The sequence below is a fragment of the Mesorhizobium dulcispinae genome (assembly GCF_033977345.1).
Lineage (GTDB): Bacteria > Pseudomonadota > Alphaproteobacteria > Rhizobiales > Rhizobiaceae > Mesorhizobium > Mesorhizobium dulcispinae.
Genome location: NZ_JAVIIY010000012.1, coordinates 1 through 26,433, shown reverse-complemented (window position 1 = coordinate 26,433; position 26,433 = coordinate 1). Strand labels below are relative to the sequence as shown.

The 26,433-nt window shown below is 64.4% G+C and carries 26 protein-coding genes and 1 tRNA gene; 19 read left to right on the top strand and 8 right to left on the bottom strand.

The features are described 5' to 3' along the window. Nucleotides 1-127: 127 nt before the first annotated feature. Nucleotides 128-580: an Lrp/AsnC family transcriptional regulator gene (locus tag RFN30_RS23470; RefSeq protein ID WP_320264464.1), complete on the top strand. Its 453-nt coding sequence runs from the start codon at nucleotides 128-130 to the stop codon at nucleotides 578-580. On the opposite strand, the gene RFN30_RS23465 is transcribed toward RFN30_RS23470, so the two are convergent. Both RFN30_RS23465 and RFN30_RS23460 read right to left on the bottom strand, forming a co-directional pair. Further along, nucleotides 581-1,789: a cytochrome-c peroxidase gene (locus RFN30_RS23465; protein ID WP_320264463.1), complete on the bottom strand. Its 1,209-nt coding sequence runs from the start codon at nucleotides 1,787-1,789 to the stop codon at nucleotides 581-583. Between the two features lie 7 nt (nucleotides 1,790-1,796). Then, nucleotides 1,797-2,240: a FixH family protein gene (locus RFN30_RS23460; RefSeq protein ID WP_320264462.1), complete on the bottom strand. Its 444-nt coding sequence runs from the start codon at nucleotides 2,238-2,240 to the stop codon at nucleotides 1,797-1,799. Nucleotides 2,241-2,396: 156 nt separating this feature from the next. Between RFN30_RS23460 and RFN30_RS23455 the strand changes: the two genes are divergently transcribed. Beyond that, nucleotides 2,397-3,317 carry a sugar kinase gene (locus tag RFN30_RS23455; protein WP_320264461.1) on the top strand — a complete coding sequence of 307 codons (921 nt, stop codon included), beginning with the start codon at nucleotides 2,397-2,399 and terminating at the stop codon, nucleotides 3,315-3,317. A 45-nt stretch (nucleotides 3,318-3,362) separates the two neighbouring features. Here RFN30_RS23455 and RFN30_RS23450 read toward each other — a convergent pair whose 3' ends face one another. The 3 genes from RFN30_RS23450 to RFN30_RS23440 all read right to left on the bottom strand — a co-directional run bounded on the left by RFN30_RS23450 (nucleotide 3,363) and on the right by RFN30_RS23440 (nucleotide 7,052). After that, nucleotides 3,363-4,382, bottom strand: coding sequence for an aldose epimerase family protein (locus RFN30_RS23450; protein ID WP_320264460.1), 1,020 nt, complete (start codon nucleotides 4,380-4,382; stop codon nucleotides 3,363-3,365). Between the two features lie 90 nt (nucleotides 4,383-4,472). Further along, the gene (locus RFN30_RS23445; RefSeq protein ID WP_320264459.1) at nucleotides 4,473-5,930 is read right to left on the bottom strand and encodes an NAD-dependent succinate-semialdehyde dehydrogenase; all 1,458 of its coding nucleotides are present in this window, start codon (nucleotides 5,928-5,930) and stop codon (nucleotides 4,473-4,475) included. A gap of 171 nt (nucleotides 5,931-6,101) precedes the next feature. Then, complete coding sequence (locus tag RFN30_RS23440; protein WP_320264458.1) at nucleotides 6,102-7,052, bottom strand: AEC family transporter; 951 nt, start codon at nucleotides 7,050-7,052, stop codon at nucleotides 6,102-6,104. Between the two features lie 154 nt (nucleotides 7,053-7,206). On the opposite strand from RFN30_RS23440, the gene RFN30_RS23435 reads away from it, so the two are divergent. The 8 genes from RFN30_RS23435 to RFN30_RS23400 all read left to right on the top strand — a co-directional run bounded on the left by RFN30_RS23435 (nucleotide 7,207) and on the right by RFN30_RS23400 (nucleotide 14,733). Then, on the top strand, nucleotides 7,207-7,755 hold the full coding sequence (locus tag RFN30_RS23435; RefSeq protein WP_320264457.1) for a histidine phosphatase family protein: 549 nt from the start codon (nucleotides 7,207-7,209) through the stop codon (nucleotides 7,753-7,755). A gap of 293 nt (nucleotides 7,756-8,048) precedes the next feature. Further along, nucleotides 8,049-8,115 (top strand) — tRNA-OTHER (locus RFN30_RS23430). 363 nt (nucleotides 8,116-8,478) lie between these two features. Next, nucleotides 8,479-9,624, top strand: a complete 1,146-nt coding sequence (locus tag RFN30_RS23425) for a slipin family protein (protein ID WP_320264456.1) — start codon at nucleotides 8,479-8,481, stop codon at nucleotides 9,622-9,624. A gap of 177 nt (nucleotides 9,625-9,801) precedes the next feature. Next, the gene (locus RFN30_RS23420) at nucleotides 9,802-10,083 is read left to right on the top strand and encodes an acyl carrier protein (protein ID WP_125003297.1); all 282 of its coding nucleotides are present in this window, start codon (nucleotides 9,802-9,804) and stop codon (nucleotides 10,081-10,083) included. A 46-nt stretch (nucleotides 10,084-10,129) separates the two neighbouring features. Next, nucleotides 10,130-11,320, top strand: coding sequence for a beta-ketoacyl-ACP synthase (locus tag RFN30_RS23415; RefSeq protein ID WP_320264455.1), 1,191 nt, complete (start codon nucleotides 10,130-10,132; stop codon nucleotides 11,318-11,320). Nucleotides 11,321-11,398: 78 nt separating this feature from the next. Continuing rightward, nucleotides 11,399-12,670 carry a beta-ketoacyl-ACP synthase gene (locus RFN30_RS23410; RefSeq protein ID WP_320264454.1) on the top strand — a complete coding sequence of 424 codons (1,272 nt, stop codon included), beginning with the start codon at nucleotides 11,399-11,401 and terminating at the stop codon, nucleotides 12,668-12,670. 38 nt (nucleotides 12,671-12,708) lie between these two features. Next, a complete protein-coding gene (locus RFN30_RS23405; protein ID WP_320264453.1) occupies nucleotides 12,709-13,737 on the top strand; it encodes a zinc-binding dehydrogenase in 1,029 nt (342 codons plus the stop codon). Between the two features lie 6 nt (nucleotides 13,738-13,743). After that, complete coding sequence (locus tag RFN30_RS23400; protein WP_320264452.1) at nucleotides 13,744-14,733, top strand: lipid A biosynthesis lauroyl acyltransferase; 990 nt, start codon at nucleotides 13,744-13,746, stop codon at nucleotides 14,731-14,733. Between the two features lie 146 nt (nucleotides 14,734-14,879). Here the strand turns inward: RFN30_RS23400 and RFN30_RS23395 are convergent, their stop codons facing one another. Beyond that, complete coding sequence (locus RFN30_RS23395) at nucleotides 14,880-15,707, bottom strand: hypothetical protein (protein ID WP_320264451.1); 828 nt, start codon at nucleotides 15,705-15,707, stop codon at nucleotides 14,880-14,882. A gap of 215 nt (nucleotides 15,708-15,922) precedes the next feature. Then, a complete protein-coding gene (locus RFN30_RS23390) occupies nucleotides 15,923-16,354 on the bottom strand; it encodes a L,D-transpeptidase (RefSeq protein ID WP_320264450.1) in 432 nt (143 codons plus the stop codon). 253 nt (nucleotides 16,355-16,607) lie between these two features. Between RFN30_RS23390 and RFN30_RS23385 the strand changes: the two genes are divergently transcribed. The 5 genes from RFN30_RS23385 (at nucleotide 16,608) to RFN30_RS23365 (ending at nucleotide 22,941) form a co-directional block, all read left to right on the top strand. Continuing rightward, nucleotides 16,608-17,885, top strand: a complete 1,278-nt coding sequence (locus RFN30_RS23385; RefSeq protein ID WP_320264449.1) for an acetylornithine deacetylase/succinyl-diaminopimelate desuccinylase family protein — start codon at nucleotides 16,608-16,610, stop codon at nucleotides 17,883-17,885. A gap of 116 nt (nucleotides 17,886-18,001) precedes the next feature. Beyond that, on the top strand, nucleotides 18,002-19,480 hold the full coding sequence (locus tag RFN30_RS23380) for an ABC transporter substrate-binding protein (protein WP_320264448.1): 1,479 nt from the start codon (nucleotides 18,002-18,004) through the stop codon (nucleotides 19,478-19,480). A 28-nt stretch (nucleotides 19,481-19,508) separates the two neighbouring features. Continuing rightward, the gene (locus RFN30_RS23375) at nucleotides 19,509-20,456 is read left to right on the top strand and encodes an ABC transporter permease (RefSeq protein WP_320264447.1); all 948 of its coding nucleotides are present in this window, start codon (nucleotides 19,509-19,511) and stop codon (nucleotides 20,454-20,456) included. After that, nucleotides 20,453-21,322, top strand: a complete 870-nt coding sequence (locus tag RFN30_RS23370; protein ID WP_320264446.1) for an ABC transporter permease — start codon at nucleotides 20,453-20,455, stop codon at nucleotides 21,320-21,322. The genes RFN30_RS23375 and RFN30_RS23370 overlap by 4 nt, the downstream gene beginning before the upstream one ends. After that, the gene (locus RFN30_RS23365; protein ID WP_320264445.1) at nucleotides 21,319-22,941 is read left to right on the top strand and encodes an ABC transporter ATP-binding protein; all 1,623 of its coding nucleotides are present in this window, start codon (nucleotides 21,319-21,321) and stop codon (nucleotides 22,939-22,941) included. The genes RFN30_RS23370 and RFN30_RS23365 overlap by 4 nt, the downstream gene beginning before the upstream one ends. A gap of 82 nt (nucleotides 22,942-23,023) precedes the next feature. On the opposite strand, the gene RFN30_RS23360 is transcribed toward RFN30_RS23365, so the two are convergent. Further along, complete coding sequence (locus RFN30_RS23360; RefSeq protein WP_320264444.1) at nucleotides 23,024-23,455, bottom strand: TerB family tellurite resistance protein; 432 nt, start codon at nucleotides 23,453-23,455, stop codon at nucleotides 23,024-23,026. A gap of 109 nt (nucleotides 23,456-23,564) precedes the next feature. On the opposite strand from RFN30_RS23360, the gene RFN30_RS23355 reads away from it, so the two are divergent. From RFN30_RS23355 to RFN30_RS23340, 4 genes are all read left to right on the top strand, one after another. Beyond that, complete coding sequence (locus tag RFN30_RS23355) at nucleotides 23,565-24,350, top strand: TSUP family transporter (protein ID WP_320264621.1); 786 nt, start codon at nucleotides 23,565-23,567, stop codon at nucleotides 24,348-24,350. A gap of 51 nt (nucleotides 24,351-24,401) precedes the next feature. Further along, entirely contained in the window at nucleotides 24,402-24,572 is a 171-nt protein-coding gene (locus RFN30_RS23350) for a hypothetical protein (protein WP_126099663.1), read from the top strand. Nucleotides 24,573-24,775: 203 nt separating this feature from the next. After that, on the top strand, nucleotides 24,776-25,609 hold the full coding sequence (locus RFN30_RS23345; RefSeq protein ID WP_320264443.1) for a helix-turn-helix domain-containing protein: 834 nt from the start codon (nucleotides 24,776-24,778) through the stop codon (nucleotides 25,607-25,609). Between the two features lie 90 nt (nucleotides 25,610-25,699). Beyond that, entirely contained in the window at nucleotides 25,700-26,119 is a 420-nt protein-coding gene (locus tag RFN30_RS23340; protein ID WP_320264442.1) for a VOC family protein, read from the top strand. Nucleotides 26,120-26,433: the final 314 nt, after the last annotated feature.

The following is a 26,433-nucleotide window of genomic DNA, read 5'->3' as shown; positions in this document are numbered from 1 at the left end:
GCGGTCACCGGACCGATTGGCGCAAGCTAGCACAACTGCGAATTTCGGTCGGTCCAAAGAAATCGACAAGATAGTCTGATCGATCTATCATATAGGCCAAAATCTCGTCATTTCGACCGCCATTTCGATGACCGAAGACCAATTGGACCGCATAGATCGTAACATCCTGTCCACGCTCGGGCGTGATGGCAGGCTTTCGATGTCTGAACTGGCCGCGAAGGTCGGCCTGTCGAAGACGCCGGTGCAGGCGCGGGTGAAGCGGCTGGAGAAGGACGGCTATATAAGGGGCTATCGCGCGATCATCGACCGCGAACGCATGGGCGAAGGCCATGTCGCCTTCGTGCAGGTGAAGCTTTCCGACACGCGCTCGGCCGCGCTCGATGCCTTCAACCGCGCGGTGCAAGGCGTGCCGGAGATCGAGCAATGCCACATGATGGCGTCGAGCTTCGACTATCTGCTGAAGGTCCGCACCACCGACATCGCCGCCTATCGCCGCGTGCTCGGCGAGCGCATCTCGGCCCTGCCGCACGTGGCGCAGACGTCTACCTTTGTGGCGATGGAAACGGTGAAGGACCGCTAGCTACTCTGACAGCGTCTTGAGGAAGGCCACCAAAGCGGCGCGCTCGCGGCCTGACAGATCGAGCGGATGCACGTCCGAAACGCCCTCGACGGCAGCCGGTGCCTTCGAATAATGCGCCACCACCTCGTCGAGCGAGGAAAACTGCCCGGCGTGCATATAAGGCGCACGCGTGGCCGCTCCTCGCAGCGAAGGCGTCTTGTAGGCGCGCACCAGTTGCTGCCCGTCCTTCACCATGAAGCGCAATTCGCGGCAGGCGCTGGCGTCCCCGTCGCGGAATTTGCCGAAGCAGTTGAACGGATCGGCCTCGACTTGCGTCACGGCGTCGACCCGGCCGCGATCCGGCGGCAGGTCCTTAACCGGCGGCACGCCGGTGTTGTGGAAAGAAATGTCGGTGAAGCGCGGCCCGTTGTGGCAGGTCACGCAACTGGCCTTGCCGATGAACAGCTTCAGCCCGAGGATCTCTTCCGGCGAGAATGCCGCGTCGCCTTGCGGCTTGCTGCCGGTCGCTAGGTCGATGGCGAAGCGGTCGAAGCGCGTCTGCGGAGGCTCGATCGACCGCTCGAAGGCGGCAATCGCCTTGCCGATATTGGCAAAGACGCGGTTGACGTCGTCTTGCTCGCTGGCCGGCATGGCGTTCCAGGCCGCCTTTTCGGCATCGGTGCCGAGCGGGCTGGCATTGGCCGGAACGGCGGACAGGTCGGGAAGCGGCCCGAAGATGCGCTCATAGCGCTCGCCGAACCGGTTCTTGATGTAATGCGCGAAGGCGGCGCGGTTGCCGGCCTGTTCGAGCGGATTTTCGAGCGGCGTCAGCGCTTGCGCCCATAGGCTGTCGCGCCGTCCGTCCCAGAAGAACCACGGGTCGCGCCCCACGCCGGCCAAAGGCATGGTGCGCCGGTTGGTGCGGCCGACGCCGACCGCCTGCGGCAGGTCGTCCTGGAACTGACGGTCGATCTTGTGGCAGGTCGAGCAGGAGACCGTGCCGTCGCGGCTCATGCCGACGTCGAAGAACAGCGTCGAGCCGAGCGCCGCTGCGGCCGGCACGTCAGCGTATTGGTTCGTGGTATCGGCTTTAAGCGCCGGCAGCGTGTTCAGCGCCAGCGAGGCGATGGTCTTCTTCTCGGCGTCGCTGAACTCGGGCTTGTCGCAGCCGCCAAGCAGAGCGAGCGCGGCCAGAGCGGCGAGGCCTGCGACGCGGGCAAGACGCTTCATCGGCCACTCACAACACGATGTTGAAGACGACGGAATCGGAACCCGCCGCCGCCGAGATGGCGAAGCGCATCTGCCACCAGCCGCTCATGGTGAATTTCACGCCGTCGATCCGGTAGCGCCCCTCGCCCAGATAGTCGGTCGCCTGCGGGCTGGTCGGCAGGCCGTGATTGTGCTGCGGCATGCCGCCGGAAACGGTGATCGCAGCGCCCTCGACCGGGGAGCCAGCAGCGGTCTTCAGCGTCAGCAGCCAGGACTGCAACTCGCCCTGCCGGATCACTCCGCGCTCCGGCTCGAAGCTCGCAACGAACAGGCCGTTGGCTGTCTTCTTCGAGCGCGAGGTATCGGGACCGGACGCCGAATGCGGCGCCGTCAGATAGACGACTGCCAGGATGCCGACCAGCAGGGCAGCCAGACCGAGACCCGCGAGAATGTAACGCCATATCGATGCCAAACCGGTTCCTCTTCGGCTGATAACGTCACGGGCTCGCTGCAGCATCCCGTCCCGCCTGTGGGAAATCGCTTCTGGCGCAAAAATCGGCCTTAGCCAAGCATGGCGCCGCCGACCGCAAAAAGCTACAGCAACAAAGTTTTAGGAGGAAAGCACCGCATGGAAGCCAATGGTGTCGCGTCGATCGGCGAGTGCATGCTGGAACTGTCGGGCCAGAGCGGTCCAAATTGGCGCATGGGCTTTGCCGGCGACACTTTCAACACGCTATGGGCGCTGCATGCGCTGAGCCCGGACCGGACGGCGACCTATGTCTCGGCCTTCGGCGACGATCCGTTCTCGCGCGATCAGATTGCATTCTTCGCCCAGAACGGCATCGGTATCGGCTACAGCCCGGTCATCGCCGGCGCTAGACCCGGCCTCTATGCCATCACGCTCACCGGAGCCGAGCGCGCCTTCACCTACTGGCGAAGCGATGCGGCGGCGCGCCGGCTCGCATCCGATCCGGCCGCGCTGGCGAAAAGCCTTGAAAACCAGGCGCTTGTCTACTTTTCCGGAATCACCCTGGCAATTCTGGACGATGCGGCGCGCAAGACCCTGCTTTCAGCCGTTGCGACGGCTCGTCGCGCGGGCTCGCTCGTCGCCTTCGACCCGAACTACCGCCCCAGACTTTGGCAGAGCCGCGAGGCCGCGCAGGCTGCGATCCTGGAAGCGCTCGCCGTCGCCGACATCGCGCTGCCCACCTTCCCTGACGAGCAGATGCTGTTTGGCGACGAGGCGCCGCAATCGACCGCGGCGCGGCTTGGGAAGCTGGCCGGCGAGGTCGTCGTCAAGAACGGCGAGGACGCTGCGCTGGTTGCGCTTGACGGCACCATTCAGCCGGTTCCGGCCGTGCACGTCGCCGCGCCGGTCGACACCACCGGCGCCGGCGACTCCTTCAATGGCGGCTATCTCGCAGCGCGCCTTGCCGGCCATGCGCCCGCCGAAGCGGCTCGCCGTGCGCATCAGGTGGCCGCCGCCGTTGTGCAGGTGCGCGGCGCGCTCGCCCCGTTCGAAACGTTGAGGACAGCCTTCGACAGTTAGGCGCCATCGAAGCTTGGACGCAACTCACTTCAATATTGCCGAACCTTAGGGCAAACGGAACCTGTATTCCGTCACCTGGCGATAGATCTGCCCCGGCCACAGCGTGGCCTGCGGAAAGTAGGGCCGGTTCGGCGCGTCGGGCCAGGTCTGCGCTTCGAGACAGAAGCCTGAAAAGGCCTTGTAGCGGCGGCCGTCGAGCCCGGGCGACGCCGGCGCCACATACTGGCCGATATAGAGCTGCAGGCCGGGCTCGGTGGTCCAGACTTCCATCTCGACGCCGGAATTGGCGCCTTGCACCCAGGCCGCCTGGTGCAGCGGTCCACGGCTCGAGGCCAGGCAGAAATTCACGTCGTAGGGAAGCTGCTCGCCTTCCGTTTCCATGCGCAGCGGCCTCGCCTGGCGGAAGTCGTACGGCGTGCCGTCGACCGGCTTCACCGCCCCGGTCGGGATCATCTCGCCATCGACGGGCGTATAGGCGCCGGCATTGAGCATCAGCCGGTGGTCGAGGATATCGCCGGCGCCGCCATCATCGAGATTGAAGTAGGAGTGTTGCGCCAGGTTGCAGAGCGTCGGCTCCTCGCAGGTCGCGGTCAATTCCATGCTGAGCGTGCCGGGGATCTTCAGCCGGTAGGTGCAGGTGACGTCCAGCGCGCCCGGAAAGCCCATCGTGCCGTCCGGATCGTGCAGCGTCAGCGTCACGAAATCGCGTCCGTGCAGCGAGACGGTCCAGGGCCGGTGGAAATAGCCCTCCGAGCCGCCGTGCAGCGTGTGCTTGTCGAGGAAGTTGCGCTCCGTCTGGTAGCGCGTGCCGGCGATGGTGAAGCGCCCGTCGCGAATGCGGTTGGCGAAGCGGCCGACGACGGCGCCGAAATAGGCGCGATCGCTCTCATAAGGTTCAAACCGGTCGTAGCCCAGCACCAGCGGCGCGTCGTGGCCGGTGAGCCTAAGATCCTGGATGATTGCGCCGAGCCCGATGATGTTGGCGGTCAGCCCGCCGCCGCGGATGGTGAAACGGCGAACCGGCTCGCCCGCCTGCGTCGTGCCGAAGACCTCGCCGTCCTTCATCGCTGTGCCCGAAAACGTCAGTTCATTGATCCGCGGACTACGCCGGCTGTTTCCCAGGGGCAGGCCAAGTGCCTGCCCCATGGATGGCTGTCAGAGGCCGAGCCCGCCGATGCAGACATATTTGGTGTCGAGATAATCCTCGATGCCCTGATGTCCGCCTTCCTTGCCGAGGCCGGATTCCTTGACGCCGCCGAACGGCGCCTCTGGCGTGGTGATCAGGCCCTCGTTGACGCCGACCATGCCGTATTTCAGCCCTTCCATGACACGGAAGGCGCGACCGAGATCGCCGGTGTAGAAATAGCAGGCGAGGCCGAACTCGGTGTCGTTGGCCAAAGCGATCGCTTCTTCCTCGGTCTCGAACTTGAACACCGGCGCGACCGGCCCAAAAATCTCTTCCTTCATGAAGCGCATCTTCGGCGTCGCATCGGCGATGACCGTCGGCTGGAAGAACGAGCCGCCAAGCGCATGGCGCTTGCCGCCGGCGACGACCTTGCCGCCCTTCGACGTGGCATCGGCGATCAGTTCCTCGACCTTCTCGACCGCCTTCTCGTCGATGAGCGGCCCCTGCTGCACGCCTTCCTCCAGGCCGGAACCGACCTTGAGGTTGTTGCTGGCGGCGGCCAGCTTCTCGACGAACCTGTCATAGACACCCGCCTGCACGAGGAAGCGGTTGGTGCAGACGCAAGTCTGGCCGGAATTGCGGTACTTCGCGGTGATGGCGCCGGTGACGGCGCGATCGATGTCGGCATCGTCGAAAACCAGGAACGGCGCGTTGCCGCCGAGTTCCATCGACACTTTCTTGACCGTCGTCGACGACTTCTGGATCAGGATCTTGCCGACCTCGGTCGAGCCGGTGAAGGTGATCTTCTTGACCAGCGGATTGGCGCAGATCTCGTCGCCGATCTCGCCGGCCGAGCCGGTCAGGATGTTGATGACACCCCTGGGGAAGCCGGCCTCCTCGGCGAGCGCGCCCCAGGCGAGGCCGGAGTAAGGCGTCTGCGAAGCCGGCTTGACGACGGCCGTGCAGCCGGCGGCCAGCGCCGGTCCGAGCTTGCGAGCGAGCATCGAGGACGGGAAATTCCACGGCGTGATGGCGGCGATGACGCCGACCGGTTCCTTGGTCACCAGGATACGGCGGTCGCCCCAGGGCGACGGCACGATGTCGCCGTAGGTGCGGCGACCCTCCTCGGCGAACCACAGGATATAGCTCGCGGCCGAGCCGATCTCGCCCTTGGATTCGAACAGCGACTTGCCCTGCTCGATGGTGAGCAGCTCGGCCAGCACGTCCTGATTGTCCATCATCGCGTCGTGCAGCTTGCGCAAGAGCTTCGAACGCTCGAGCGCGGTGGTCTTTCGCCAGCTCTTGAAGGCTTCCTCCGCGGCCTCGATGGCGCGGCGGGTTTCGGCCTTGCCGGCCTTCGGCACGGTGCCGATCTTGAGGCCCGTGGCCGGATTGTTGACGTCGACGGTCTGGCCGCTGTCGGCCTGCACCCATTCGCCGTTGATGAGATTGGCCTGGCGCATGAAATGACTGGTTTTCTGAAGCATGGTCTGGCCTCCGTTCGGCGCGCTGATCGGCCGTTTTTCTGGATATTCGATAGGCGTGCAGGGGCGCACGCTGGCGCATTGCTCTTACCTAGGGAAAGCCCCGCAAGCAATCACAAGATGGCATATAGGGGTTGGGCCAGCAAAAGCGAGCGCCAGGCAGGCCAATTGGCGCTAGCCGAACACGTTGACGACCACCGTCAGCCAGAACGACGTAGTCAGCACCGCGCTTGCCGTGGCGATCGTCATCTGGTTCGACGCCAGCGCCTGGCCGGTGTTGAACTGGACGGCGATGAGATAGGAATTGATCCCGGAAGGCAGCGCCGCCGCCACCACGGCCACCTTTGCCGTCAGCGGCGGCAGGCCGAGCAGCCAGACCAGGAGAAGCACCAGCGCCGGCATCAGGAAGAGTTTCAGCGCCGACAGCGCGAGCGCTGGCCGGACGTTGCCCGAGATACCGAAGCGGCGCAGGCTGAGCCCCATGGCAAACAGCGCCACCGGTCCGGCCGTGTTCGCCAGGGCGTCGACCAGCCGCCCGATCAGCGCCGGCAGCGGCGCGCCGGTAAAGCGCCAGGCAAGCCCCGCCACAATGCCGATAATCAGCGGATTGACGAACAACCGCCTGAGAAAATTCCTGATGACGCGCAGCGGATGCACCTGCTCGCCGCCGCCACGGCCGAACATCTCGAACAGCACGATCGAAGCCATCATCATCACCGGCAGGTGGATGGAGACGAGCAGCGACAGGACCTCGAAGCCGTTCGGACCGAAAATGCCGAGGATGAAAGGCACCCCGAGCAGCACGACATTGGAATAGGCCGAGGAAACGCCACCGACGATGCCTGCTCGGGCATCCCGGCCGAAGATACGCGTCGTGACCAGATGGCCGGCGGCCCAGGTGACGGCGACCGCCGCGAAATAGGCGCCCCACAGCGACCACGGCGCCACGCCGTGAAAATCGGACTTCACCATGGTCTGGAACAAAAGCAGCGGCATCGCCACGTTGACCGCGAATTCGGATATGCCTTCCCCGCTTGCCGGCTTCAGATAGCCGGTGAACCCGGCAAGATAGCCGAGCGCAACGAGGCTGAAGACGAAGAGGACGGTTTCGACGAGCGGCGACATCTTTCCCGTGATAGGCGAGCCCCGAGTACCGCGCAATCAGCCGGACGAACCGCTCGCCGCCTGCCCGCCGGTCCCTCTGCTTGTCTTTCGACCGGCTTTGCTGTCCCTATATGCCGTCATGGCTCCGGCCTCTCGGCTGCCATAGGGACTCTTCATGCTGCGACTTGCCCTGGCGCTTTTCCTGTTTGCCGTCCCGACCCTCGCCCACGCGACAGACGCGGGCTGGGCGCTGCTGCGCGACGGCGGCCATATCGTCTTGCTTCGCCACGCCTTCGTCACCGGGGCGACCGATCCGGCGAATTTCGACATCGCCAATTGCGCCACCCAGCTCAACCTGTCCGAGCGAGGCAAGCAGCAGTCAAGCCGCATCGGCGCTTTGTTCGCGGCGCGCGCGGCGCCAATAGGGCGGGTGCTCTCCAGCCGCTACTGCCGCTGCCTCGACACCGCCCGCATCGCTTTCGAGGCCGAGCCGGAACCGTTTGCGCCGCTCGACCTGCTCAAGACCGACCCAGAGCAGAAGACCGCCCAGATGGAGGCGATCATGAAGGAGATTCGCGGCTATTCCGGCTCCGACAACCTGGTGCTGGTCACGCATCTGGAGAACATCGAGGCGCTCACCGGCATCGCGCCGCGCGAGGGCGAAGCCGTGGTCGTCGCGCCGGAAGGCGACGGCCTCAAGGTGCTCGGCCGCGTCACCTTCTGAGGGCGCCGGCCCGCGGGATTCAGCGCTGTTGCTGAAATGCCACAGCCGAAGGAAGCCGCAAATCTGCCGCGACAATGCCGCTTGCGACAACCCGTCGCAGGGTCTATAGGCGCGCTCCCGGTCACGAAAACCGAAGCGAGCACAACGGTTGGAGCTTTCGTCTCCGCCCGCGCAGGCGGCTTTGCCGCACTGTGTACGGAGCCGTCTCGGAGTGTTGGGACTTGCGGGTGTAGCTCATGGAGAGCGCCGGATTTGGGTCCGGAGGCAGGGTTCAATTCCCACACCCACGACACGGATAGCTCAGTTTGGTTAGAGCATCAGATTTGCATCTGACTGTCGAAGGTTCGATTCCTTCTCCAACGGCCTGTTAAGCCGACACCTTGGGTGGTGTTATCCAAAACGGTCCGGGGACCGGAATGCGAGGATTTCAAGTACGGCAGGGTTTCGGCCCCACCGGCCCGCGATGTCCTGCGCCATCGGCTCGCGGCCAGGCCCGCGGTGACGATCAAGGCGCGACAGTGCCGGCAACGGAGCCTTCGGGCTCCAGCGCCCGCTTTGCCGCCCCGCGATCCGCTCCCGAAGGCCCGCTGCGTGGCGACGCCACCGGTCTCCGGATCATTCGTGCCCGGAATTGAAAAGAGACGACGTGAAACGAGCAACGAAAGGACGATCGACGCATGACGTGACGCCTCGCATGGGGCCATGCCCGACAGGAGTAAGACAATGAAGACCATTCTCGAAAAGCTTCTTGGACGCCAGCGCGTCCTCGTGAAGGAAAATGAACGTGCCGTCGCCCTCTACAAGGGCGAGATCCAGGCGATCCTGATGCCGGGCGAGCATTGGCTTGCAAACCGGCGCGGTAACCTGGAAATCTCCAGGCACGACCTGAAGAACCCGGAATTCGTTTCGGCTTACGAGAAGGCGTTGTTCGACAAGCTCCCGGATGTGGCCGCGCGTCATTTCACCGTCGTTCGCACCGGGCGCACCGACATTGCCGTCATCGAGCGCGATGGCGCCCTCCATGGCGTTCTCACTCCGGATCGCAAGCTCGTGCTGTGGACGGATGCCGGCCCGTGGAAGGTGACGTCCGTCGACACGGCGGCGGATCTCGCCGTCGATCCGGCCTTGATGCGCCGGATCGGCCAGGCCCGGAAGACGGAACACATGTTCCTGCATCCGGTCGTGGACGGCCAGGTCGGGCTGCTCTTCGTGGACGGCGTCTACACCCGCACGCTTGCCGCGGGCGTGCACGCCTTCTGGAACGTCGGCCGCATGGTCCAGGTGAAGGTCGTCGACCTCAAGCGTCAGTCGCTCGATGTCGCCGGGCAGGAAATGTTGACCAAGGATCGCGTGACGATCCGCGTCAACATCGCCGCCGAATACCGGGTCGTCGATCCGGTGACGGCGGTGAGCACGGTGAAGGACTTCGCGGAAGCCCTCTACCGCGCCCTGCAGTACGCCTTCCGCAAGACGCTTGGCGCGCTCACGCTCGACCAGATCCTCGACAAGAAGGTCACGGTCGACGAGGAGGCGGCGGCCAAGGTGCGTGCCGACATGGCCGCGATCGGCCTCGAGGTCAGCGATATCGCGCTCAAGGATGTCATCCTGCCGGGCGAGATGCGCGAGATCCTCAACCAGGTGGTTTCGGCCGAGAAGCAGGCCGAGGCCAACGTCATCCGCCGCCGCGAGGAGACGAACGCCACGCGTTCGCTGCTCAACACGGCCAAGGTAATGGCCGAGAACCCGGTGATGCTGCGGCTGAAGGAGCTCGAGGCTCTCGAAGCCATCGCCGGCAAGGTCGAGCGCCTGACCGTTCACAACGGTACGGGCGGGCTGCTCAACGACCTGGTCAAGCTCCGCGAGAGCTGAGCTGACTTAAGGTTAACGGGAAGGGCCGCTGGTCATTCAGCGGCCCTTCTTGCGTTCAGAAAGCCGGCATCCCATCTGCGCCCGGCGGGTCAGGTCTTTTCCTGCCCGGAAAAACCGATTAGACAGCGCCCAAACAAGATGCGGACAGATTCCGCCCGCAACCCGAAGGAAGAGCCCTTGTCCACCACGTTCGAGAAAGTCGCCAAGATCATTGCCGACACCAGCGAGATCGATATCGACACCATCACGCCCGAAAGCCACACCATCGACGATCTCGGTATCGACAGCCTCGATTTCCTCGACATCGTCTTTGCCATCGACAAGGAATTCGGCATCAAGGTGCCGCTGGAGAAGTGGACGCAGGAGGTCAATGACGGCAAGGCCTCGACCGACGACTACTTCGTCATGAAGAACCTGTGCGCCAAGATCGATGCGCTGGTCGCGGCCAAGGTCGCCTGACGAGCACGATCTTGACCCGCCTCCAGCCTGACCAACAAAGCCGCTCATGAGCACCCCGCGCGACGTCGTCATCACCGGCATCGGCCTTGTCTCTTCGCTGGGAGAAGGACCGGACGCGCATTGGCAGAAGCTGACCCGGCCGGGCCTCGAGCCGGTGCTCGATGCGACGCGCTTCGCGCCCTACACCATCCATCCCCTGCCCGAGATCGATTGGAACCTGCAGATCGCCAAGCGTGGCGACCAGCGCCAGATGGAAACCTGGCAGCGGCTCGGCACTTATGTCGCCGGCCTGGCGCTGGACGACGCCGGCATCAAGGGCAATGACGAGCTCTGCGCGACCATGGACATGGTGGTGGCGGCCGGCGGCGGCGAGCGTGACGAGGCGGTCGACAGCGCGATCTTGGCGGCTTCCGAGAGCCGCAACGACCGCGACGTGCTGCTCAACGAGAAGCTGACCACGGAATTGCGGCCGACGCTGTTCCTCGCCCAGCTTTCCAACCTGCTCGCCGGCAATATCTCGATCGTGCACAAGGTCACCGGCTCGTCCCGCACCTTCATGGGCGAGGAAGGCGCCGGCGTCTCGGCCGTCGAGACGGCGGCCGCGCGCATCCGCTCCGGCCAGTCGACCCATGTGCTGGTTGGCGGCGCGTTCCAGACCGAACATTCCGACATGCTGCTGAGCTACGAGCTTGCCGGCTATCTGCATCGCGGCCCCTGGCGGCCTGTCTGGCAGCGGCAGGGCGCCGAAGGAGGTGGCGTCGTGACGGGTTCGGGCGGCGCCTTCCTGGTGCTCGAACAGCGCGAGCACGCAGTGAGCCGCGGTCGCAGGATCTATGCGGAGCTCGGTTCTGTGGTTTCCGGCCGTGCCCGGCGCAGGCGCGGCGAGTTGAATTCGGAAATCGCCGCGCTGTTGAAGCAGACGGCGCTGCCAGCCGGCGAATTGCTGACGATTTCCGGCGCTTCGGGCGCCCATGCCGCCACGGCAGCGGAAAAGGCAGCACTCGACGCAAGTCCCGCCTTGGCGGTGCGCGCCTTCTCGACGCTCACCGGCCACATGAAGGAAGCGCAGTTTCCCTTTGCCGTGGCGCTCGCGGCGCTCGCCGTCGATCGTAAGGCTTCTTACCCTGTCTTCGATGCAACAGTGGAGCGGCCATTCGAGGGTGCCCCCGCGACCGTCCTTGCAACCGCGATCGGCTATCACCAATTCGAGGGGCTGGGGCTGATCAAGGCCGCTTAGATTTGTTTTTATGCAATTCCGGATGGAAAACCGCGACATGCTTTTCCTGGAATTGCTCTGGACCGAGGCAGACAGAACATGGCCAATTTCCGCGATCACATGGGCAGGCCGATCGTCGCCGTGACCGGCATCGGCGTCGTGACCTCGCTCGGCGTCGGCAAGGCCGACAACTGGGCAGCGCTGACCTCGGGCAAATCCGGTATCCATCCGATCACCCGCTTTCCCGTCGATCACCTCAACACCCGCATCTCCGGAATGGTCGATTTCCTGCCGTCGAGCTCCAAGGGGGCGAGCCCCCTCACCTATGAGCTGGCCGAGACAGCCGCCCAGGAAGCGGTATCGGAGGCAGGCCTCGATTCCGGCGATTTCAGCGGACCGCTGTTTCTCGCCTCGCCGCCGGTCGAGCTCGACTGGGCCGACCGCTTCTCGCTCTACAATTCCGACAAGAAGGAAAGCGGTTCCGAAAGGCTGCTGCGGGTAGCGCGCGGGCTGAAGGAGCTCGATATCTTCGAGACCACGCAGTTCGGCTCGATCGCCGACCGGCTGGCCGACCGCTTCGGCACGCGCGGCTTGCCGATCACTTTGTCCACCGCCTGCGCCTCCGGCGCCACCGCCATCCAGCTCGGTGTCGAGGCGATCCGCCGCGGCGAGTGCGACAAGGCGTTGTCGATCGGCGCCGACGGCTCTGCGACAGCGGAGGCGCTGATCCGCTTCTCGCTGCTTTCGGCGCTCTCCACCCATAACGACATTCCCGAGAAGGCCTCAAAGCCCTTCTCCAAGGACCGCGACGGTTTTGTCCTGGCCGAAGGTTCCGGTGCGCTGGTGCTGGAATCGCTGGAGGCCGCCCTTGCCCGCGGCGCGACCATCCTCGGCATCATGCGCGGCTGCGGCGAGCGCGCCGACGACTTCCACCGCACCCGCTCCAAGCCCGATGCTTCGCCGGCGATCGCCACGGTGCGCGCCGCCCTTGCCGATGCCGGCTTGAGCGAGGACGAAATCGACTACGTCAACGCGCACGGCACCTCGACGCCGGAAAACGATAAGATGGAGCACCTGTCGCTGTCGACGGTGTTCGGCGAGCGGGTCGGCTCGATGCCGATCTCTTCGAACAAGTCGATGATCGGCCACACGCTGTCGGCCGCCGGCGCGGTCGAGGCCGCGTTCTCGCTGATGACGATGCGCGAAAGCGTCATCCCGCCGACGATCAATTACGACAATCCCGATCCGGCGATCGTGCTCGACGTGGTGCCGAACAAGAAGCGCAGCGCCGAAGTCGGCACGGTTTTGTCGAATTCCTTTGGCTTCGGCGGCCAGAACACCTGCCTTGTCATGGCGCGGGAACCGGTCTAAGCGGACGTTTTCCCGCTTCCACAGTACCGACAGGCCAAATGCGCGCATTGCAACTTATCGAGGACCGCCGTCTTGAAACGGTGGACCTGCCGCCTCCCCCGCCGCCTTCGCAGGGCGAAGTGACGCTCCGCATCAGGGCGGTGGCGCTCAACCATATCGACGTCTGGGGCTGGCGCGGCATGGCCTTCGCCAAGCGCAAGCTGCCGCTGGTCGTCGGCGCCGAAGCCTCCGGCGAGGTCGAGGCGGTCGGGCCTGGCGTCTCCAATCTCCTGCCGGGCCAGCTGGTGTCGATCTACGGCGCGCGCACCTGCGGGCTTTGCCGCGCCTGCCGCGAAGGCCGCGATAATCTCTGCGAACATGTGTCCGGCGTCCACGGCTTCCATCTCGACGGCTTCGCCCAGGAAAAGATCAACCTGCCGGCCCGCCTGCTGGTGCCCGCGCCGCCCGGCGTCTCCGAAATCGGCGCCGCTGTCGCGCCCGTCACCTTCGGCACGGTCGAGCACATGCTGTTCGACAACGCGAAGCTGGAACCCGGCGAGACCATCCTCGTCCATGCCGGCGGCTCCGGCATCGGCACCGCCGCGATCCAGTTGGCCAAGAAGATGGGCTGCACCGTCATCACCACGGTCGGCTCGAACGACAAGATCGACAAGGCGAAGGCGCTTGGCGCCGACCATGTCATCAACTACCGCGAGGACCGTTTCGAAGGCGTCGTGCGCAAGCTGACCAAGAAGAAGGGCGTCGATGTCGTGTTCGAGCATGTCGGCGCCGACACCTTTGCAGGCTCGATGCTGTCCTTGAAACGCGGCGGCCGTCTCGTCACCTGCGGCTCGACCTCCGGCGTCTCGACGCAGGTCAACCTGATGCAGCTTTTCCAGCAGCAATTGAAGCTGCTCGGCTCCTTCGGCTGCCGCATGGAGAACATGGCCGACGCCATGCAGAAGATGGCGGCCGGTCTCGTCGCGCCCGTGATCGATACCGAGGTCGGCTTCGACGACATCGACGCGGCGCTGAAGCGCATGGAAGGCCGCGACGTCTTCGGCAAGATCATCCTGCGCGTTTCCTAAGGCAAGATGGTCGCCAAGGTGCTCAAGAAAGCCCGCCGGGACTTCATGTTCCGATACGGCCGGCGGCTGCGCCAGATGGAACACTGGCTGGTCGCGCGGCTCGCCATGGCGGTGATCGGCCTGCTGCGCCTTTTGCCGCCGGACAGCGCGCTGAACTTCGCCGACCGCGTCGCCCGCCGCATCGGGCCTATGGTCGGGCGGCACAGGGTGGCGGTCAACAATCTGCGCCTCGCCTATCCGGAAAAGAGCGATGCCGAGATCGAGGCCATCGCGTCCGACATGTGGGGCAACATGGCCCGGCTTGCCGCTGAATACATTTTCCTTGATGCCCTCTTCGACTTCGACCCGAATGCCGCCAAGCCAGGCCGGGTCGAGGTCCGCGGCGTCGAGCATTTCGTCGAGATCGCCGGCGAGAAGAAGCCGCATATCCTGTTCACCGGCCATCTCGGCAATTTCGAGCTGCTGCCGGTCGCCGCCGCCACCTTCGGCATGAACATCACGGCGCTGTTCCGCCCGCCCAACAACCCCTATCTCGCCGATTACATCCACTCGACACGCCGTTCGTCGATGGGCGGCTTGCTGCCGTCTTCCACCGGCGCGTCATTCGCGCTCGCCGCCATCCTCGAAAATGGCGGCAACATCGGCGTGCTGGTCGATCAGAAATTCACGAACGGCGTCGAGACGACCTTCTTCGGCCGCCCCTGCCAGAGCAACCCGGTGCTGGGCATGCTTGCCCGCCACTATGACTGCGATGTCTATCCGGCCCGCTGCGTCAGGCTGCCGGGAAACCGGTTCCGCCTCGATATCGAAGACAAGCTGACCCTGCCGCGCGCCGAAAGCGGCAGCGTCGATGTTCACGCCACCACCCAGTTGCTCGCCGACGTCGTCGAGCGCTGGGTGCGCGAGGATCCTGGACAGTGGATGTGGTTCCACAAGCGCTGGGAGATGAGCGGCCGCCGGCGCAAGCGGCGTGAGCAGGCCAAAGAGGCCGGCTGAGCCTTCGGGGCCGTATCTCAAAATCGCCCAGCGCCGTTCTCCGGCTCGATCAACTCAGCCCGAGCGCAAGTGCCTGCGCAAGGAAAAGCCGCGAAGATCGCTCTTCGCGGCTCTGATTTCAGGCGACCAGAACTGGTCGAGCAATCCTAGAGGAACGGCACCGTAAAGTTGGGTCGATACGTATCCATCGTAGCGCCGTTGCGGTCTTCGGAGAGCAGCGTATCCGAACCGAAGCTTGCCCGCAGGCCAATTACATACTTGTGAACGTTCACGCTGCCCGAAGCTTCGGAAAAAGTCAGGTGATCCAGCTGGTAGCGCCCGAACACGGACCAAGGCGTGCCGGAAAACCGGTAGGTTGCCTGCAATGCCGCCGAGACCGTATCGAAGTGCGCACCAAAACCCGACAGCCGCGAGAAGCCGAGTTCACCGTCGAAGCGCAAATCGTCCTGCGCGAAATACCGCACGACGCCACGGCCGCCCCAATTGTCGAAATGTTCGGACTCGCCGCTGGCCCGCAGCTGGCCATAATAGACCTGCCCGTAAACCGTCACGTTGCCGAAATAGGCCTGTGCCTCGGGACCGACGGTGAAAGTGTAAAGGTCTGCGTCACCGAGGCCCTCATCGCCGCCATATCCGGTGATCGTGGCAAAACCGCCGAGCGCATAGGAACTCGGATCGCGCCAGTAGCCGTGGATGGCGCCGCCATAGCTGTAGAGGTTCGTGCCTTCGATCCAGAGCGAATCGATCACCGCGTCGGTCTGGATGTTCCAGCGAGCGTCGATCGGGAAATTGATACGAGCGGCGCCACCGGCGGTCGTGCCGTCTGCGTCGTCCCCCGGAGTCGCGAAATAGAGACCGCCAAGATACACTTCGCCATAACCTGATATATGCGGCTGGGCGAGTTCCTGGTCCAGAACAACCGGTGCGTCCGCAGCGAAAGCCGAAGTTGCCGTTGCCGCGATCGCAGCGCTCAAAAGAAATCGATACATCATAGTCCCCAAGCAGTCAGAATTAACGCCTCGCATTTACCACCGCCCCATGACACGGACCAGCTTTCGCAACTATTGAGGGCAGCGTAAGTCGTTGCTTTTCGGAGCATGTGAGGCATTGTTGCAACGTTTTCGACGGGGGCACGGTGTGCCGGCAATAATCCGCCACCGGTGACTTCCGCACCCCTCCCGGCCCGTTTTCAGTCGGTGACGACGATCCGCGTGTTGCCGTAGCCGGCTTCCTTCACCATCGAATAGAAGGTCGCGGCATTGGCCGTATGCAGGCGCACGCAGCCATGCGAGGCCGGGCGCCCGAGATACTTCACGGCGCCGGTACCATGGATGGCGTAGCCGCCGCGGAAGAACACCGAATACGGCATCGGCGAATTGTCGTACTTGCGCGAGTACCACATCCGCGCGGTCCATTGCGGCCGGTAGCTGCCGCGTGGCGTGAAGTAGCCCCTACGCGCCGTCGACACGCTCCAGCGGTAAAGCACCTGGCCGTACTTGCTGACGGTCATCGTCTGCGACGACACGTTAATATTGGCGACCAGCGTGGCCGCCCGACTTGCGATCGACGTGCCGAGCAACGCGGTTGCCAGCACGGCTGCCATGAGAACGGACTTTTTCATGCGATCAAACCCCTTCGATTGCCCCTGCCATCACGTGGTTTTTTCCATCATTTTGCCGGCAGGTGCGTTAAATACCACACACTCGTTGACGAAACCGCCAATCCGACGCGGCGAATTTGAACGATTTCCCGCCATAGTTGCCGGCGCGCCACGCACTCTCGACGGTTTAACCTGAGAGCCTGCCCCGATCATTGTCCGGCAACCGGCGAAAGGCGGCTTGCAAAACCACCGCGTTGCTTTTTCAATCCACGGGATGAATGAACGACTGCTTCGGGCCGTCGACGACCGGGTCGACGACCTGGTCGCGCTGACCGCCGACCTGATCCGCTTTCCGACCGTCAACCCGCCCGGCGAGGCCTACCGGCCATGCGCCGAATATCTCGGCGCGCGCCTCGAAAAGCTCGGCTTCGAGACCGAGTTCATTCGCGCCGAAGGCACGCCCGGCGACACCGACCGCTATCCGCGCGTCAATGTCGTCGCCCGCTTCGCCGGCCGCTCGCCCGGCGCCTCGGTGCATTTCAACTCGCATATCGACGTGGTCGAGGCCGGCGACGGCTGGACCGTCGATCCCTTCGCCGGCCTGGTGAAGGACGGCCGGGTTTACGGTCGCGGCGCCTGCGACATGAAGGGCGGGCTCGCCGCCTCGGTCATCGCCGCGGAAGCCTTCATGGAGGTCTATCCCGACTTTCCCGGCGCCATCGAGATATCGGGCACGGTCGACGAGGAGTCCGGCGGGTTCGGCGGCGTCGCCCATCTGGCGAAGCTCGGCTATTTCTCGAAACCGAAGGTCGACCACGTCATCATCCCGGAACCGCTCAACAAGGACCGCATCTGCCTCGGCCATCGCGGCGTCTGGTGGGCGGAGATCGAGACCAAGGGCGAGATCGCGCATGGCTCGATGCCGTTCCTCGGCGACAATGCGGTGCGCCATATGGGCGCCGTCTTGCAGGCCTTCGAGGACGAGCTGTTCCCGGCGCTCGACCGCAAGGTGACGCGCATGCCGGTGGTGCCCGAGGGCGCCCGGCGTTCTACCATGAACATCAATTCCATCCATGGCGGCCAGACCGAGGATTTCCGTCCCGGACTGCCCTCGCCCAACGTGCCCGACTCTTGCCGGCTGACCATCGACCGCCGCTTCCTGCTCGAGGAGGACCTCGCCACCGTCAAGGGCGAAGTCACCGGCATTCTCGACCGGCTGAAGCGCGAGCGAAAGAAGTTCGACTACGAGATCCGCGACCTCATGGAGGTGCTGCCGCTGATGACCGAGCGCGACGCGCCCGTCGTGAAAGCGGTCGCGAAGGGCATCATGGAGGTCTTCGACCGCGAACCGGACTATGTGATCTCGCCCGGCACCTACGATCAGAAGCACGTTGCCCGCATCGGCCATATCTACGACTGCATCGCCTACGGCCCCGGCATCCTCGACCTCGCCCATCGGCCGGACGAATGGGTGGGCATCGCCGACATGGTGGAATCGGCCAAGGTGATGGCGATCGGCCTCAATGTGCTGCTGCGCGGCACGGCCGGCTGATCCGGAAAAACATTTCCCCTGGCGCTGCCCGGCAGCACGAAACGCAATTTACTCACAGGCCAAATCACGCTTCTATCCGCTGGCTTGAGCATGCTTTGAGCAATGGGAGTTCAGCGATGAAATTGTGGAAGACCATTTTTGCCGCGGCCGTGCTGACATTCGCCGCCGCCACGTCGGCGTTTGCGGCGCGCACCGACCTCGTTATCGGCATTCCGCTCGAACCCCCTCATCTCGATCCGACCGCGGGCGCCGCCGCCGCCATCGACGAGGTGCTCTATGCCAACGTCTTCGAAGGTCTCACCCGCATCGGCCCGAACGGCGAGGTGCAGCCCGACCTTGCCGAAAGCTGGGCCATCTCCGATGACGGCAAGACCTACACCTTCAAGCTGCATGCCGGCGTGAAATTCCACGACGGCAGCGACTTCAGCGCCGACGACGTGAAATTCTCGCTCGACCGCGCCCGCGCCGACAATTCGGTCAACGCGCAAAAGGGTCTGTTCGCGCAGATCGACGAGGTCGACGTCGTCGATCCGGCGACCGTGAAGGTCACGCTGAAGAACCCGCAAGGCTCCTTCCTCTACAATATGGGCTGGGGCGACGCGGTGATCGTGTCGCCGAAATCGGCCGATACCAACAAGGAAAAGCCGATCGGCACCGGTCCCTTCAAATTCCAGAGCTGGGCCAAGGGTTCGTCGATCAGCTTGGTAAAAGCGGACAATTACTGGGGCGCGCCTGTGTCCCTCGACAAGGTCGAGTTCCGCATCGTGCCTGATGCCGCGGCCGCCGTGCCGGCGCTGCTTTCCGGCGACATTCAGGCCTTCCCCTTCTTCGATCCCGACAGCGTCTCCCAGGTCAAGGACGATCCGCGCTTTCATGTGGTGATCGGCTCGACCGAGGGCGAGACCATCCTGGCGATCAACAACAAGAAGCCGCCCTTCGACAAGCTGCAGGTCAGGCAGGCGATTTCCTTCGCGCTCGACCGCAAGGCGATCATAGACGGCGCCTCGGCGGGCCTCGGCGTGCCGATCGGCTCGCATATGTCGCCCGCCAACAAGGACTACGTCGACCTAACGGGTCTCTATCCGCACAATGTCGACAAGGCCAAGGAACTGCTGAAGGAGGCTGGTCTCGAAAAAGACTTCAAGGCGACGCTGAAGCTGCCGCCGCCGTCCTACGCGCGCCTTGGCGGCGAGATCATCGCGTCCGAACTGCGCGAAGTCGGCATCGACCTGGAGATCGTGCCCGTGGAATGGGCGCAATGGCTGGATCAGGTCTTCACCAAGAAAGACTACGATCTCACCATCGTCTCCCACACCGAGCCCAACGACATCGATATCTATTCGCGCAAGGATTATTACTTCAATTACGACAACCCGACCTTCGACAAGATCATCGCCGAACTCAACCTCACCTCGGACGAGGCCAAGCGCAAGCAACTGCTCGGCGAAGCGCAGAAGATCCTTGCAGACGACGCCGTCGTTGGTTTCCTCTACGAACTGCCAAAGGTCGGGGTCTGGGACGCGAAGCTGCAGGGCCTGTGGGAGAACGCGCCCATCCAGGCCAATGATCTCACCAAAGTGAAGTGGACGGACTGACGGCGGCGCGATCGCCCGATCGCCTCCCATGACCGCCTACCTCCTCAAGCGCCTGATCATCGCGGCCGTCACGCTGGTGCTGGCCTCGATGGTGGTTTTCGCTGTGATGGAGATCCTGCCCGGCGACCCGGCGCGCCTGATGCTCGGCTTCAACGCCAGCGTCGACCAGGTCGAACTGCTGCGCAACCAGATGGGGTTGAACGCGCCGCTTCCCCTGCGCTATCTGCATTGGGCTGGTGGGCTGCTCAGTCTCGATTTCGGTCGCTCCTACACCTATTCGGTTCCCGTCATCGACCTCGTGCGTGAACGTGTCGTCGTTTCCCTGCCGCTGGCGCTGATCGCGCTGGCGCTCTCGACCGTCATCGCCATCCCGGTCGGCCTTTTCTCCGCCAGCCGCCAAGGCCGTGCCGGCGACGCGCTGGCCATGGGCGCCGCCCAGCTCGGCGTCGCCGTGCCGAACTTCTGGTTCGCGCTGATGCTGATCTACCTCTTCGCCGTCTGGCTGCGGCTGGTGCCGGCCGGCGGCTTTCCCGGCTGGGGCGCCGGAGCCTGGCCGGCGGTGAAGTCGCTGCTGCTGCCTGCCGTCGCGCTGGCGCTGCCGCAGGCCGCGATCCTGGCGCGCGTCGCCCGCTCGGCGCTGATCGAGGTGCTCCACGAGGACTATATCCGCACCGCCCGCGCCAAGGGCCTGCCCCACCGCGCCGTGCTCTGGCGTCATGCATTGCGCAACGCCATGATTCCGGTGCTCACCATCCTCGGCCTGCAGTTCGCCTTCCTGCTTGCCGGCACCATCATCATCGAGAATGTCTTCTATCTGCCCGGCCTCGGCCGGCTGGTGTTCCAGGCCATCACCCAGCGCGACCTGATCGTTGTCGAAAGCGTCGTGATGCTCCTTGTCGCCGCCGTGATCGCCGTCAACTTGCTGGTCGACTTCTCCTATGCGGTCGTCGATCCGCGGCTCAGGGGCCGGCAATGACGATGCGCGTCGACCTGCCCGAGGAAACGCTTGCCGGGGTCCTGGCCAAGGCTTTTGGCAACCGCTCGTTCCTGATCGGCTTCGCCATCACGCTGCTCGTGGCCACGATTGCGCTGCTTTCCTTCATCTGGACGCCCTACGACGTCACCAAGCTGGTGATCGCCGACAAGACGCAGGCGCCCTCGTGGACGCATTGGTTCGGCACCGACCATTTCGGCCGCGACATCCTGTCGATGATCATGGTCGGCGCGCGCAACTCCATCGCCGTGGCGCTGGTCGCGGTCGGCATCGGCATGGGCGTCGGCGTGCCGCTCGGCGCCTTCGCCGCGGCGCGCGGCGGCATGGCCGACGAGGCGCTGATGCGCGTCAACGATCTCGTCTTCGCCTTCCCGGCGCTTCTTTCGGCGATCATGATCACCGCCATCTTCGGCCCGGGCGCCGTCAACGCCATCATCGCCATCGGCATCTTCAACATCCCGGTCTTCGCCCGTGTCGCCCGCGCCGGCGCGCTGGCGATCTGGCCACGCGAGTTCATCCTTGCCGCCCGCGCCGCCGGCAAGGGCATGAGTGAGATCACCGTCGAGCACATCCTGCCTAACATCGCCACGCTGCTGCTGGTCCAGGGCACGATCCAGTTCGCGCTTGGCATCCTCGCCGAAGCCGGGCTGTCCTATGTCGGCCTCGGCGCGCAGCCGCCTATGCCGAGCTGGGGCCGCATGCTGTTCGACGCCCAGACCCGCATGGTGACGGCGCCCTGGATGGCGATCTTTCCCGGCATGGCGATCGTCATCACCGTGCTTGGGCTCAACCTGCTCGGCGACGGCATCGCCGACATCCTCGATCCTAAATCGCGGCGGCAGCGATGAGCCTGCTCGAGATCGAGAACCTGTCGCTTGTGATCGGCGAGACGCCGATCCTCAAAGACGTCGACCTCGCGATTGCGCCCGGCGAAGTGGTCGGCCTGGTCGGCGAATCCGGCTCCGGCAAGTCGATGACGGCGCTGACCGTCATGCGGCTTCTGCCGCATCTGGCTCAAGCCAACGGGCGCGTCGCCTTTGACGGCATCGACATCCTCGCAGCGAACGAGGATCAGATGTGTGCGCTGCGCGGCGACGACATCGGCATGGTTTTTCAGGAACCGATGACGGCGCTCAATCCGGTCAAGACGATCGGCGAGCAAGTGGCCGAGGGCATTCGCTGGCACACAAAGGCAGGCCGCGCCGAAGCCGACGAGCGCGCGCGAAAAATGCTCGACCGCGTCGGGCTGCCGGAAGCAAGATTCCCGCTGTCGCGCTACCCGCATGAGCTGTCCGGCGGCCAGCGCCAGCGCGTCGTCATTGCGATTGCCTGCGCGCTGAAGCCGAAGCTCCTTATCGCCGACGAGCCGACGACGGCGCTCGACGTGGTGCTGCAGGCGCAGATCCTCGACCTGCTGCGCGACCTCGTCAGCGAAAATCGCATGGGTCTGCTGCTCATCTCGCACGATCTCGCGGTGGTGACCGAGATGGCCGACCGCCTGACCATCCTGCGCCGCGGCGAAGTGATGGAGGCCGGCGACACCGCACGCACGCTGTCAGGGCAGTCGCATCCCTACACGCGTGAGCTGGCGCTGGCTTCCATGCATGTGCCGGCGCGCCCCAAAACCCACCTTGGCGGTTCGGCAGAGCCCTTGCTCGAGGTCGAAGGCGTCAGCCGGGATTATCCGGGTCGGCGCAAATCCCTGTTCCGGCCGGCAGAGCCGATCCGCGCCGTCGACGACGTCTCGCTGACCATCGAGCCGGCCCAATCGGTGGCCCTCGTCGGCCGTTCCGGCTGCGGCAAGTCCACCCTTGCCCGCATGATCCTGGCGCTGGACAAGCCGACGGCCGGCGCGATCCGCTTTCGCGGCGAGACCATCACTGGCAAGGCGGAGGCAGAGCTAAAGCCGGCCCGGCGCGACATGCAGGTGGTGTTTCAGGATCCCTACGGCTCCTTCGACCCGCGCCAGAAGGTCGAGAGACTGGTGGCCGAGCCGCTGCATCTTCTGGAGAAGCAGCCGGCCCGATCCGAACGCCGCGAGATGGTCGCGCATGCGCTCAACGAAGTCGGGCTCGGTCCGCGCGACTTGGACAAATACCCGCATGAATTCTCGGGCGGCCAGCGCCAGCGCCTGTCGATCGCCCGCGCCATCATCACGCGCCCGAAGCTGGTGGTGGCCGACGAGCCGGTCTCGGCGCTGGATGTCTCGATCCGTGCCCAGATCCTGGACCTTTTCGCCGAGCTCAACCAGAAGCTCGGCATCGCCTATCTCTTCATCACTCACGACCTGACGGTAGCCCGCGCCATGTCGGACGAGGTGCTGGTCATGCATGAAGGCAAGATCGTCGAGCGCGGCAGGACGGCCGAGGTGCTCGACCATCCGCGCTCGGAAGCCGCGCAGGCGCTGGTCGCGGCTGCGCCCGACCTTCACCGCGCGATCGCGCGGCGCATGCGGGAACAGGGGTGAGCGGCCGGTTCGCGAAGCGCCGACAGCGAACGCCCGGGACGTTGCGAAGCAGCGGGGGGCCCAGCCGGCGGCCGCAGCCGAGCTACCCTTCCGGCTTGACGACATCGACGGGGCTGATATCGAGCAGGTCGAGCGTGCGACGCAGCAGCTTCACTTCGCTTTCGGCCAACTTTGAATCCGCCTTGGCGATCTCCGCCATATGGCGCGCAAGCAACTTGCGCCGCTCGACATCGAGATCGCGGAACAGCGCGATCGCTTGCGAGCCGTTGGTCTCGTAGCCGTAGTCGTTGAGATATTCGATGACGCTGTCGATCGAGGCTTCGGGAATACCGAAGGCTTCCTTGCAGATGCGCCGGAAGGCGACCATCTCGCTCTCCGAGACCGAGCCGTCGGCCAAGATCATGCGGAACAGCATCAAAAGTTCCGCCGACAGCACCGGATCGTCCGCCACTTTGCGAACGCCCGGGTCGCCGTCGAAGATCGAGCGTATCTGGTCGAGCAGCGCCATCGCCATCAGCCTCCCATTTGCGATTCCAGCCTGATTGTTAGCGTGGAATCGGTCTTGCGCAAACTGGGCGGGCGTGATGGAAGCTGCGGCTCCCCTCGCCTTGATCCACAGCCCGATGATCGACCTTACCCTGCAGACTGTCGTGATACTCACTGCCGCCGCTTTCGCGGCCGGCTTCGTAGATTCGATCGCTGGCGGCGGCGGCCTGATCACCATCCCGGCGCTGCTTCTGGCGGGCTTCTCGCCGGTCGCAGCACTCGGCACCAACAAGCTGCAGGGCATGTTCGGCTCCGGCTCGGCAACGATCCACTATGCCGCGAATGGCCAGGTCGACCTGCGTCGGCAACTGCCTTCCGCGCTGCTGGCGCTTGTCGGCGGCGCCATCGGCGCCCTGCTGGCGACGGTCGTGCCCGGCGATCTCCTGCGCGCGCTCTTGCCGGTACTGCTGATCGCGATCGCACTCTACTTCGCCTTCAAACCCAACATGAATGACGTCGACCGCGCCGAACGCCTGTCGCCGCTCCTGTTTGGCGTCACGGTTGTGCCTGCCATCGGCTTGTACGACGGTCTGTTCGGCCCGGGCACGGGCTCGTTTCTCATGCTCGCCTTCGTCACCCTTGCCGGCTACGGATTGCTCAAGGCGACCGCGCACACCAAGCTGCTCAACTTCGCCTCCAACATCGGCGGCTTCATCGTCTTCGCCGCCGTCGGCGTCGTCGACTGGAAGATCGGTTTGATGATGGGCGTGGCGCAGTTCCTCGGCGCCCGTCTGGGCGCCAGCCTCGCCATCAAGATCGGCGCGAAACTGATCAAGCCGCTGCTGGTGATCGTGTGCGTGGCGCTGGCGGTGAAGTTGCTTGCCGACCCGGCCAATCCCCTTCGCCAGCTAATTGGTGTGTGACGCCCCTGCTGGTAGAATTGAGGTGTTGCGAATCATGTTGGAGGGACAGACATGAATCTCAGTGCACCCACCCAGATCGTGTTCATTATTTCGTTGGTCATCGCCATCATCGGCCTTCTCGCCGCTCTTGGCCTTCTTGCGTTCATTCCTCTCGCGTCCGTTTGGATCATGCTCATCGCGTATATCGTGCTCGCCGCCGGCTGCCTGATGCGCGGCGCATAGACGCAATTCCAGGAAAAGTGCGCAGCGGTTTTCCGTCCGGAATTGCGTAGACGGCAATAGCAGATCTCTGGCAACTCGAAGCGCCCGGCCCCGCCGGGCGCTTTTGATTTGGCGGCCCAATGCATGCATCAAAACAAAGACGTAAAAGCGCGTCGCCTGAATTCAGTTCAGCGCGACACGCTTTGGTCTGCTAGGCTTGAGCCATGTCCGACGAGACAGAGCGCGATAGACAAGAAAATCGGTCCCCGGCCCTCCATTTCGAGATGGTCCGGCGCAAGCCCGCCGCCTCGCTCGCCGGCATCGTCACCGATATCTGCGGCTACCGCGAGACATGGCCCGGCCATTTCCGCGTCATCGAATATGCCTCGCTGACCGTGCCGCTGGTGATCAGCTTCGCCGAAGCCTTCGCCATCGGGCTCGGCCGCAACCCCGGCGACAACGATCGTTTCGCCAGCTTCGCCGCTGGCCTCTATGCCGGTCCTGTCGTGATCGAATCCTTCGGCGCCTCCTGCTGCGTCCAGGTCAATTTCACGCCGCTCGGCGCCAGGCAGTTCTTCGGCCTGCCGATGAGCGAACTGCGAGACCGCATGGTCGGCCTGGACGATGCGCTGGGCTTCGAAGGCATCGCCTTGCGCGAACGGCTGGGCGAAGCGCGGGGTTGGGACGCGCGCTTTGCCATTGCCGAGGGCTTCATCACCAACCGGCTTGCCGAGGCGAATGCGCTGTCGCCCGAAGTCGCTTGGGCCTACAAGACGCTCATCGCATCGGGCGGCCGCACCCGGATATCGGCGCTGGCCGGAGAGATCGGCTGGAGCCGCAAGCATCTCGCGGCAAAATTTTCCGATGCGATCGGCATCGGGCCGAAGACATTGTCGCGCATCGTGCGCTTCAACCGCGCGCTCTCGCTATCGAAGCGGCAAAAGGACGACTGGGCCGGCATCGCCGCCGATTGCGGCTATGCCGACCAGGCGCATCTGGTGCGCGAGTTTCGTCAGCTCGCCGGCGAAACGCCTACGGCGCTCGCAGCGCTGGCTTAGGCTGCTGGCTGCGGCCAGGTTACAATTCTTCAAGACGCCGGAACGCTTTTGCCCGAGGCTGGCTTCCATCAAATCACCAGGGAGTTTGTCATGCCCACGACAACGGAAGCACCTCGCATCTATCCAGCCCTACGCTGCAGGAACGCGGCCAAGATGATCGACTGGCTATGCCACGCCTTCGGCTTCGAGGTGCGCGCCCACTATGGCGAAGGCGACATCGTCCATCACGCCGAGCTGACCTTCGGTTCCTCGATGATCATGCTGGGCACCGCCCGCGACGACGATTACGGCAAGATGGTCGGCGAGCCGGGCGGTAGCGGCGGCAAGTCGATCTACATTGCGGTCAGTGACGCCGACGCCGCCTATGCCAAGGCGAAAAAGGCCGGCGCCAGGATCATCCAGGAACTGGTCGACCGCGACTATGGCAGCCGCGAATTCATCTGTCTCGACCCGGAGGGCAATGTCTGGTCGTTCGGCACGTACTGGCCGAAAGCCGGCGAGAAAGCGTAGCTCTATCATCGCCAGCATTCGAGGTTGGCGAGGGCATCTGAACTTCGTCATCCACGGGCGGAGCGGGAGCGAAGCGGACGCGTAGACCCGAGGATCCATTCCGTTACCTCGCGCGAGGAGTCCAGCAGGGCAGAATTCTGCACCGTAGCAACGCTTCGAAGTCACGGCATGGATCCTCGGGTCTGCGCGCGTCGCTTCGCTCCTTGCTCCGCCCGTGGATGACGACGGGACCGGCGTTTCGGCTAGAGCGGTTCAAGATTTGACGGAATCGGAGGGGATTCCTGATTTGTCGGATTTGTGATTCAAGATGCTGG

What these genes read in the sequence shown, in the direction of transcription:
- RFN30_RS23370 (WP_320264446.1), top strand. Translation starts at nt 20,453, where the DNA reads ATGACGATGCGCGTCGACCTGCCCGAGGAAACGCTTGCCGGGGTCCTG.
- RFN30_RS23425 (WP_320264456.1), top strand. Translation starts at nt 8,479, where the DNA reads ATGAAGACCATTCTCGAAAAGCTTCTTGGACGCCAGCGCGTCCTCGTG.
- RFN30_RS23360 (WP_320264444.1), bottom strand. Translation starts at nt 23,455, where the DNA reads ATGGCGATGGCGCTGCTCGACCAGATACGCTCGATCTTCGACGGCGAC.
- RFN30_RS23400 (WP_320264452.1), top strand. Translation starts at nt 13,744, where the DNA reads ATGGTCGCCAAGGTGCTCAAGAAAGCCCGCCGGGACTTCATGTTCCGA.
- RFN30_RS23410 (WP_320264454.1), top strand. Translation starts at nt 11,399, where the DNA reads ATGGCCAATTTCCGCGATCACATGGGCAGGCCGATCGTCGCCGTGACC.
- RFN30_RS23390 (WP_320264450.1), bottom strand. Translation starts at nt 16,354, where the DNA reads ATGAAAAAGTCCGTTCTCATGGCAGCCGTGCTGGCAACCGCGTTGCTC.
- RFN30_RS23385 (WP_320264449.1), top strand. Translation starts at nt 16,608, where the DNA reads ATGAATGAACGACTGCTTCGGGCCGTCGACGACCGGGTCGACGACCTG.
- RFN30_RS23435 (WP_320264457.1), top strand. Translation starts at nt 7,207, where the DNA reads ATGCTGCGACTTGCCCTGGCGCTTTTCCTGTTTGCCGTCCCGACCCTC.
- RFN30_RS23415 (WP_320264455.1), top strand. Translation starts at nt 10,130, where the DNA reads ATGAGCACCCCGCGCGACGTCGTCATCACCGGCATCGGCCTTGTCTCT.
- RFN30_RS23445 (WP_320264459.1), bottom strand. Translation starts at nt 5,930, where the DNA reads ATGCTTCAGAAAACCAGTCATTTCATGCGCCAGGCCAATCTCATCAAC.
- RFN30_RS23375 (WP_320264447.1), top strand. Translation starts at nt 19,509, where the DNA reads ATGACCGCCTACCTCCTCAAGCGCCTGATCATCGCGGCCGTCACGCTG.
- RFN30_RS23470 (WP_320264464.1), top strand. Translation starts at nt 128, where the DNA reads ATGACCGAAGACCAATTGGACCGCATAGATCGTAACATCCTGTCCACG.
- RFN30_RS23340 (WP_320264442.1), top strand. Translation starts at nt 25,700, where the DNA reads ATGCCCACGACAACGGAAGCACCTCGCATCTATCCAGCCCTACGCTGC.
- RFN30_RS23365 (WP_320264445.1), top strand. Translation starts at nt 21,319, where the DNA reads ATGAGCCTGCTCGAGATCGAGAACCTGTCGCTTGTGATCGGCGAGACG.
- RFN30_RS23455 (WP_320264461.1), top strand. Translation starts at nt 2,397, where the DNA reads ATGGAAGCCAATGGTGTCGCGTCGATCGGCGAGTGCATGCTGGAACTG.
- RFN30_RS23345 (WP_320264443.1), top strand. Translation starts at nt 24,776, where the DNA reads ATGTCCGACGAGACAGAGCGCGATAGACAAGAAAATCGGTCCCCGGCC.
- RFN30_RS23355 (WP_320264621.1), top strand. Translation starts at nt 23,565, where the DNA reads ATGATCGACCTTACCCTGCAGACTGTCGTGATACTCACTGCCGCCGCT.
- RFN30_RS23450 (WP_320264460.1), bottom strand. Translation starts at nt 4,382, where the DNA reads ATGAAGGACGGCGAGGTCTTCGGCACGACGCAGGCGGGCGAGCCGGTT.
- RFN30_RS23465 (WP_320264463.1), bottom strand. Translation starts at nt 1,789, where the DNA reads ATGAAGCGTCTTGCCCGCGTCGCAGGCCTCGCCGCTCTGGCCGCGCTC.
- RFN30_RS23440 (WP_320264458.1), bottom strand. Translation starts at nt 7,052, where the DNA reads ATGTCGCCGCTCGTCGAAACCGTCCTCTTCGTCTTCAGCCTCGTTGCG.
- RFN30_RS23380 (WP_320264448.1), top strand. Translation starts at nt 18,002, where the DNA reads ATGAAATTGTGGAAGACCATTTTTGCCGCGGCCGTGCTGACATTCGCC.
- RFN30_RS23350 (WP_126099663.1), top strand. Translation starts at nt 24,402, where the DNA reads ATGAATCTCAGTGCACCCACCCAGATCGTGTTCATTATTTCGTTGGTC.
- RFN30_RS23405 (WP_320264453.1), top strand. Translation starts at nt 12,709, where the DNA reads ATGCGCGCATTGCAACTTATCGAGGACCGCCGTCTTGAAACGGTGGAC.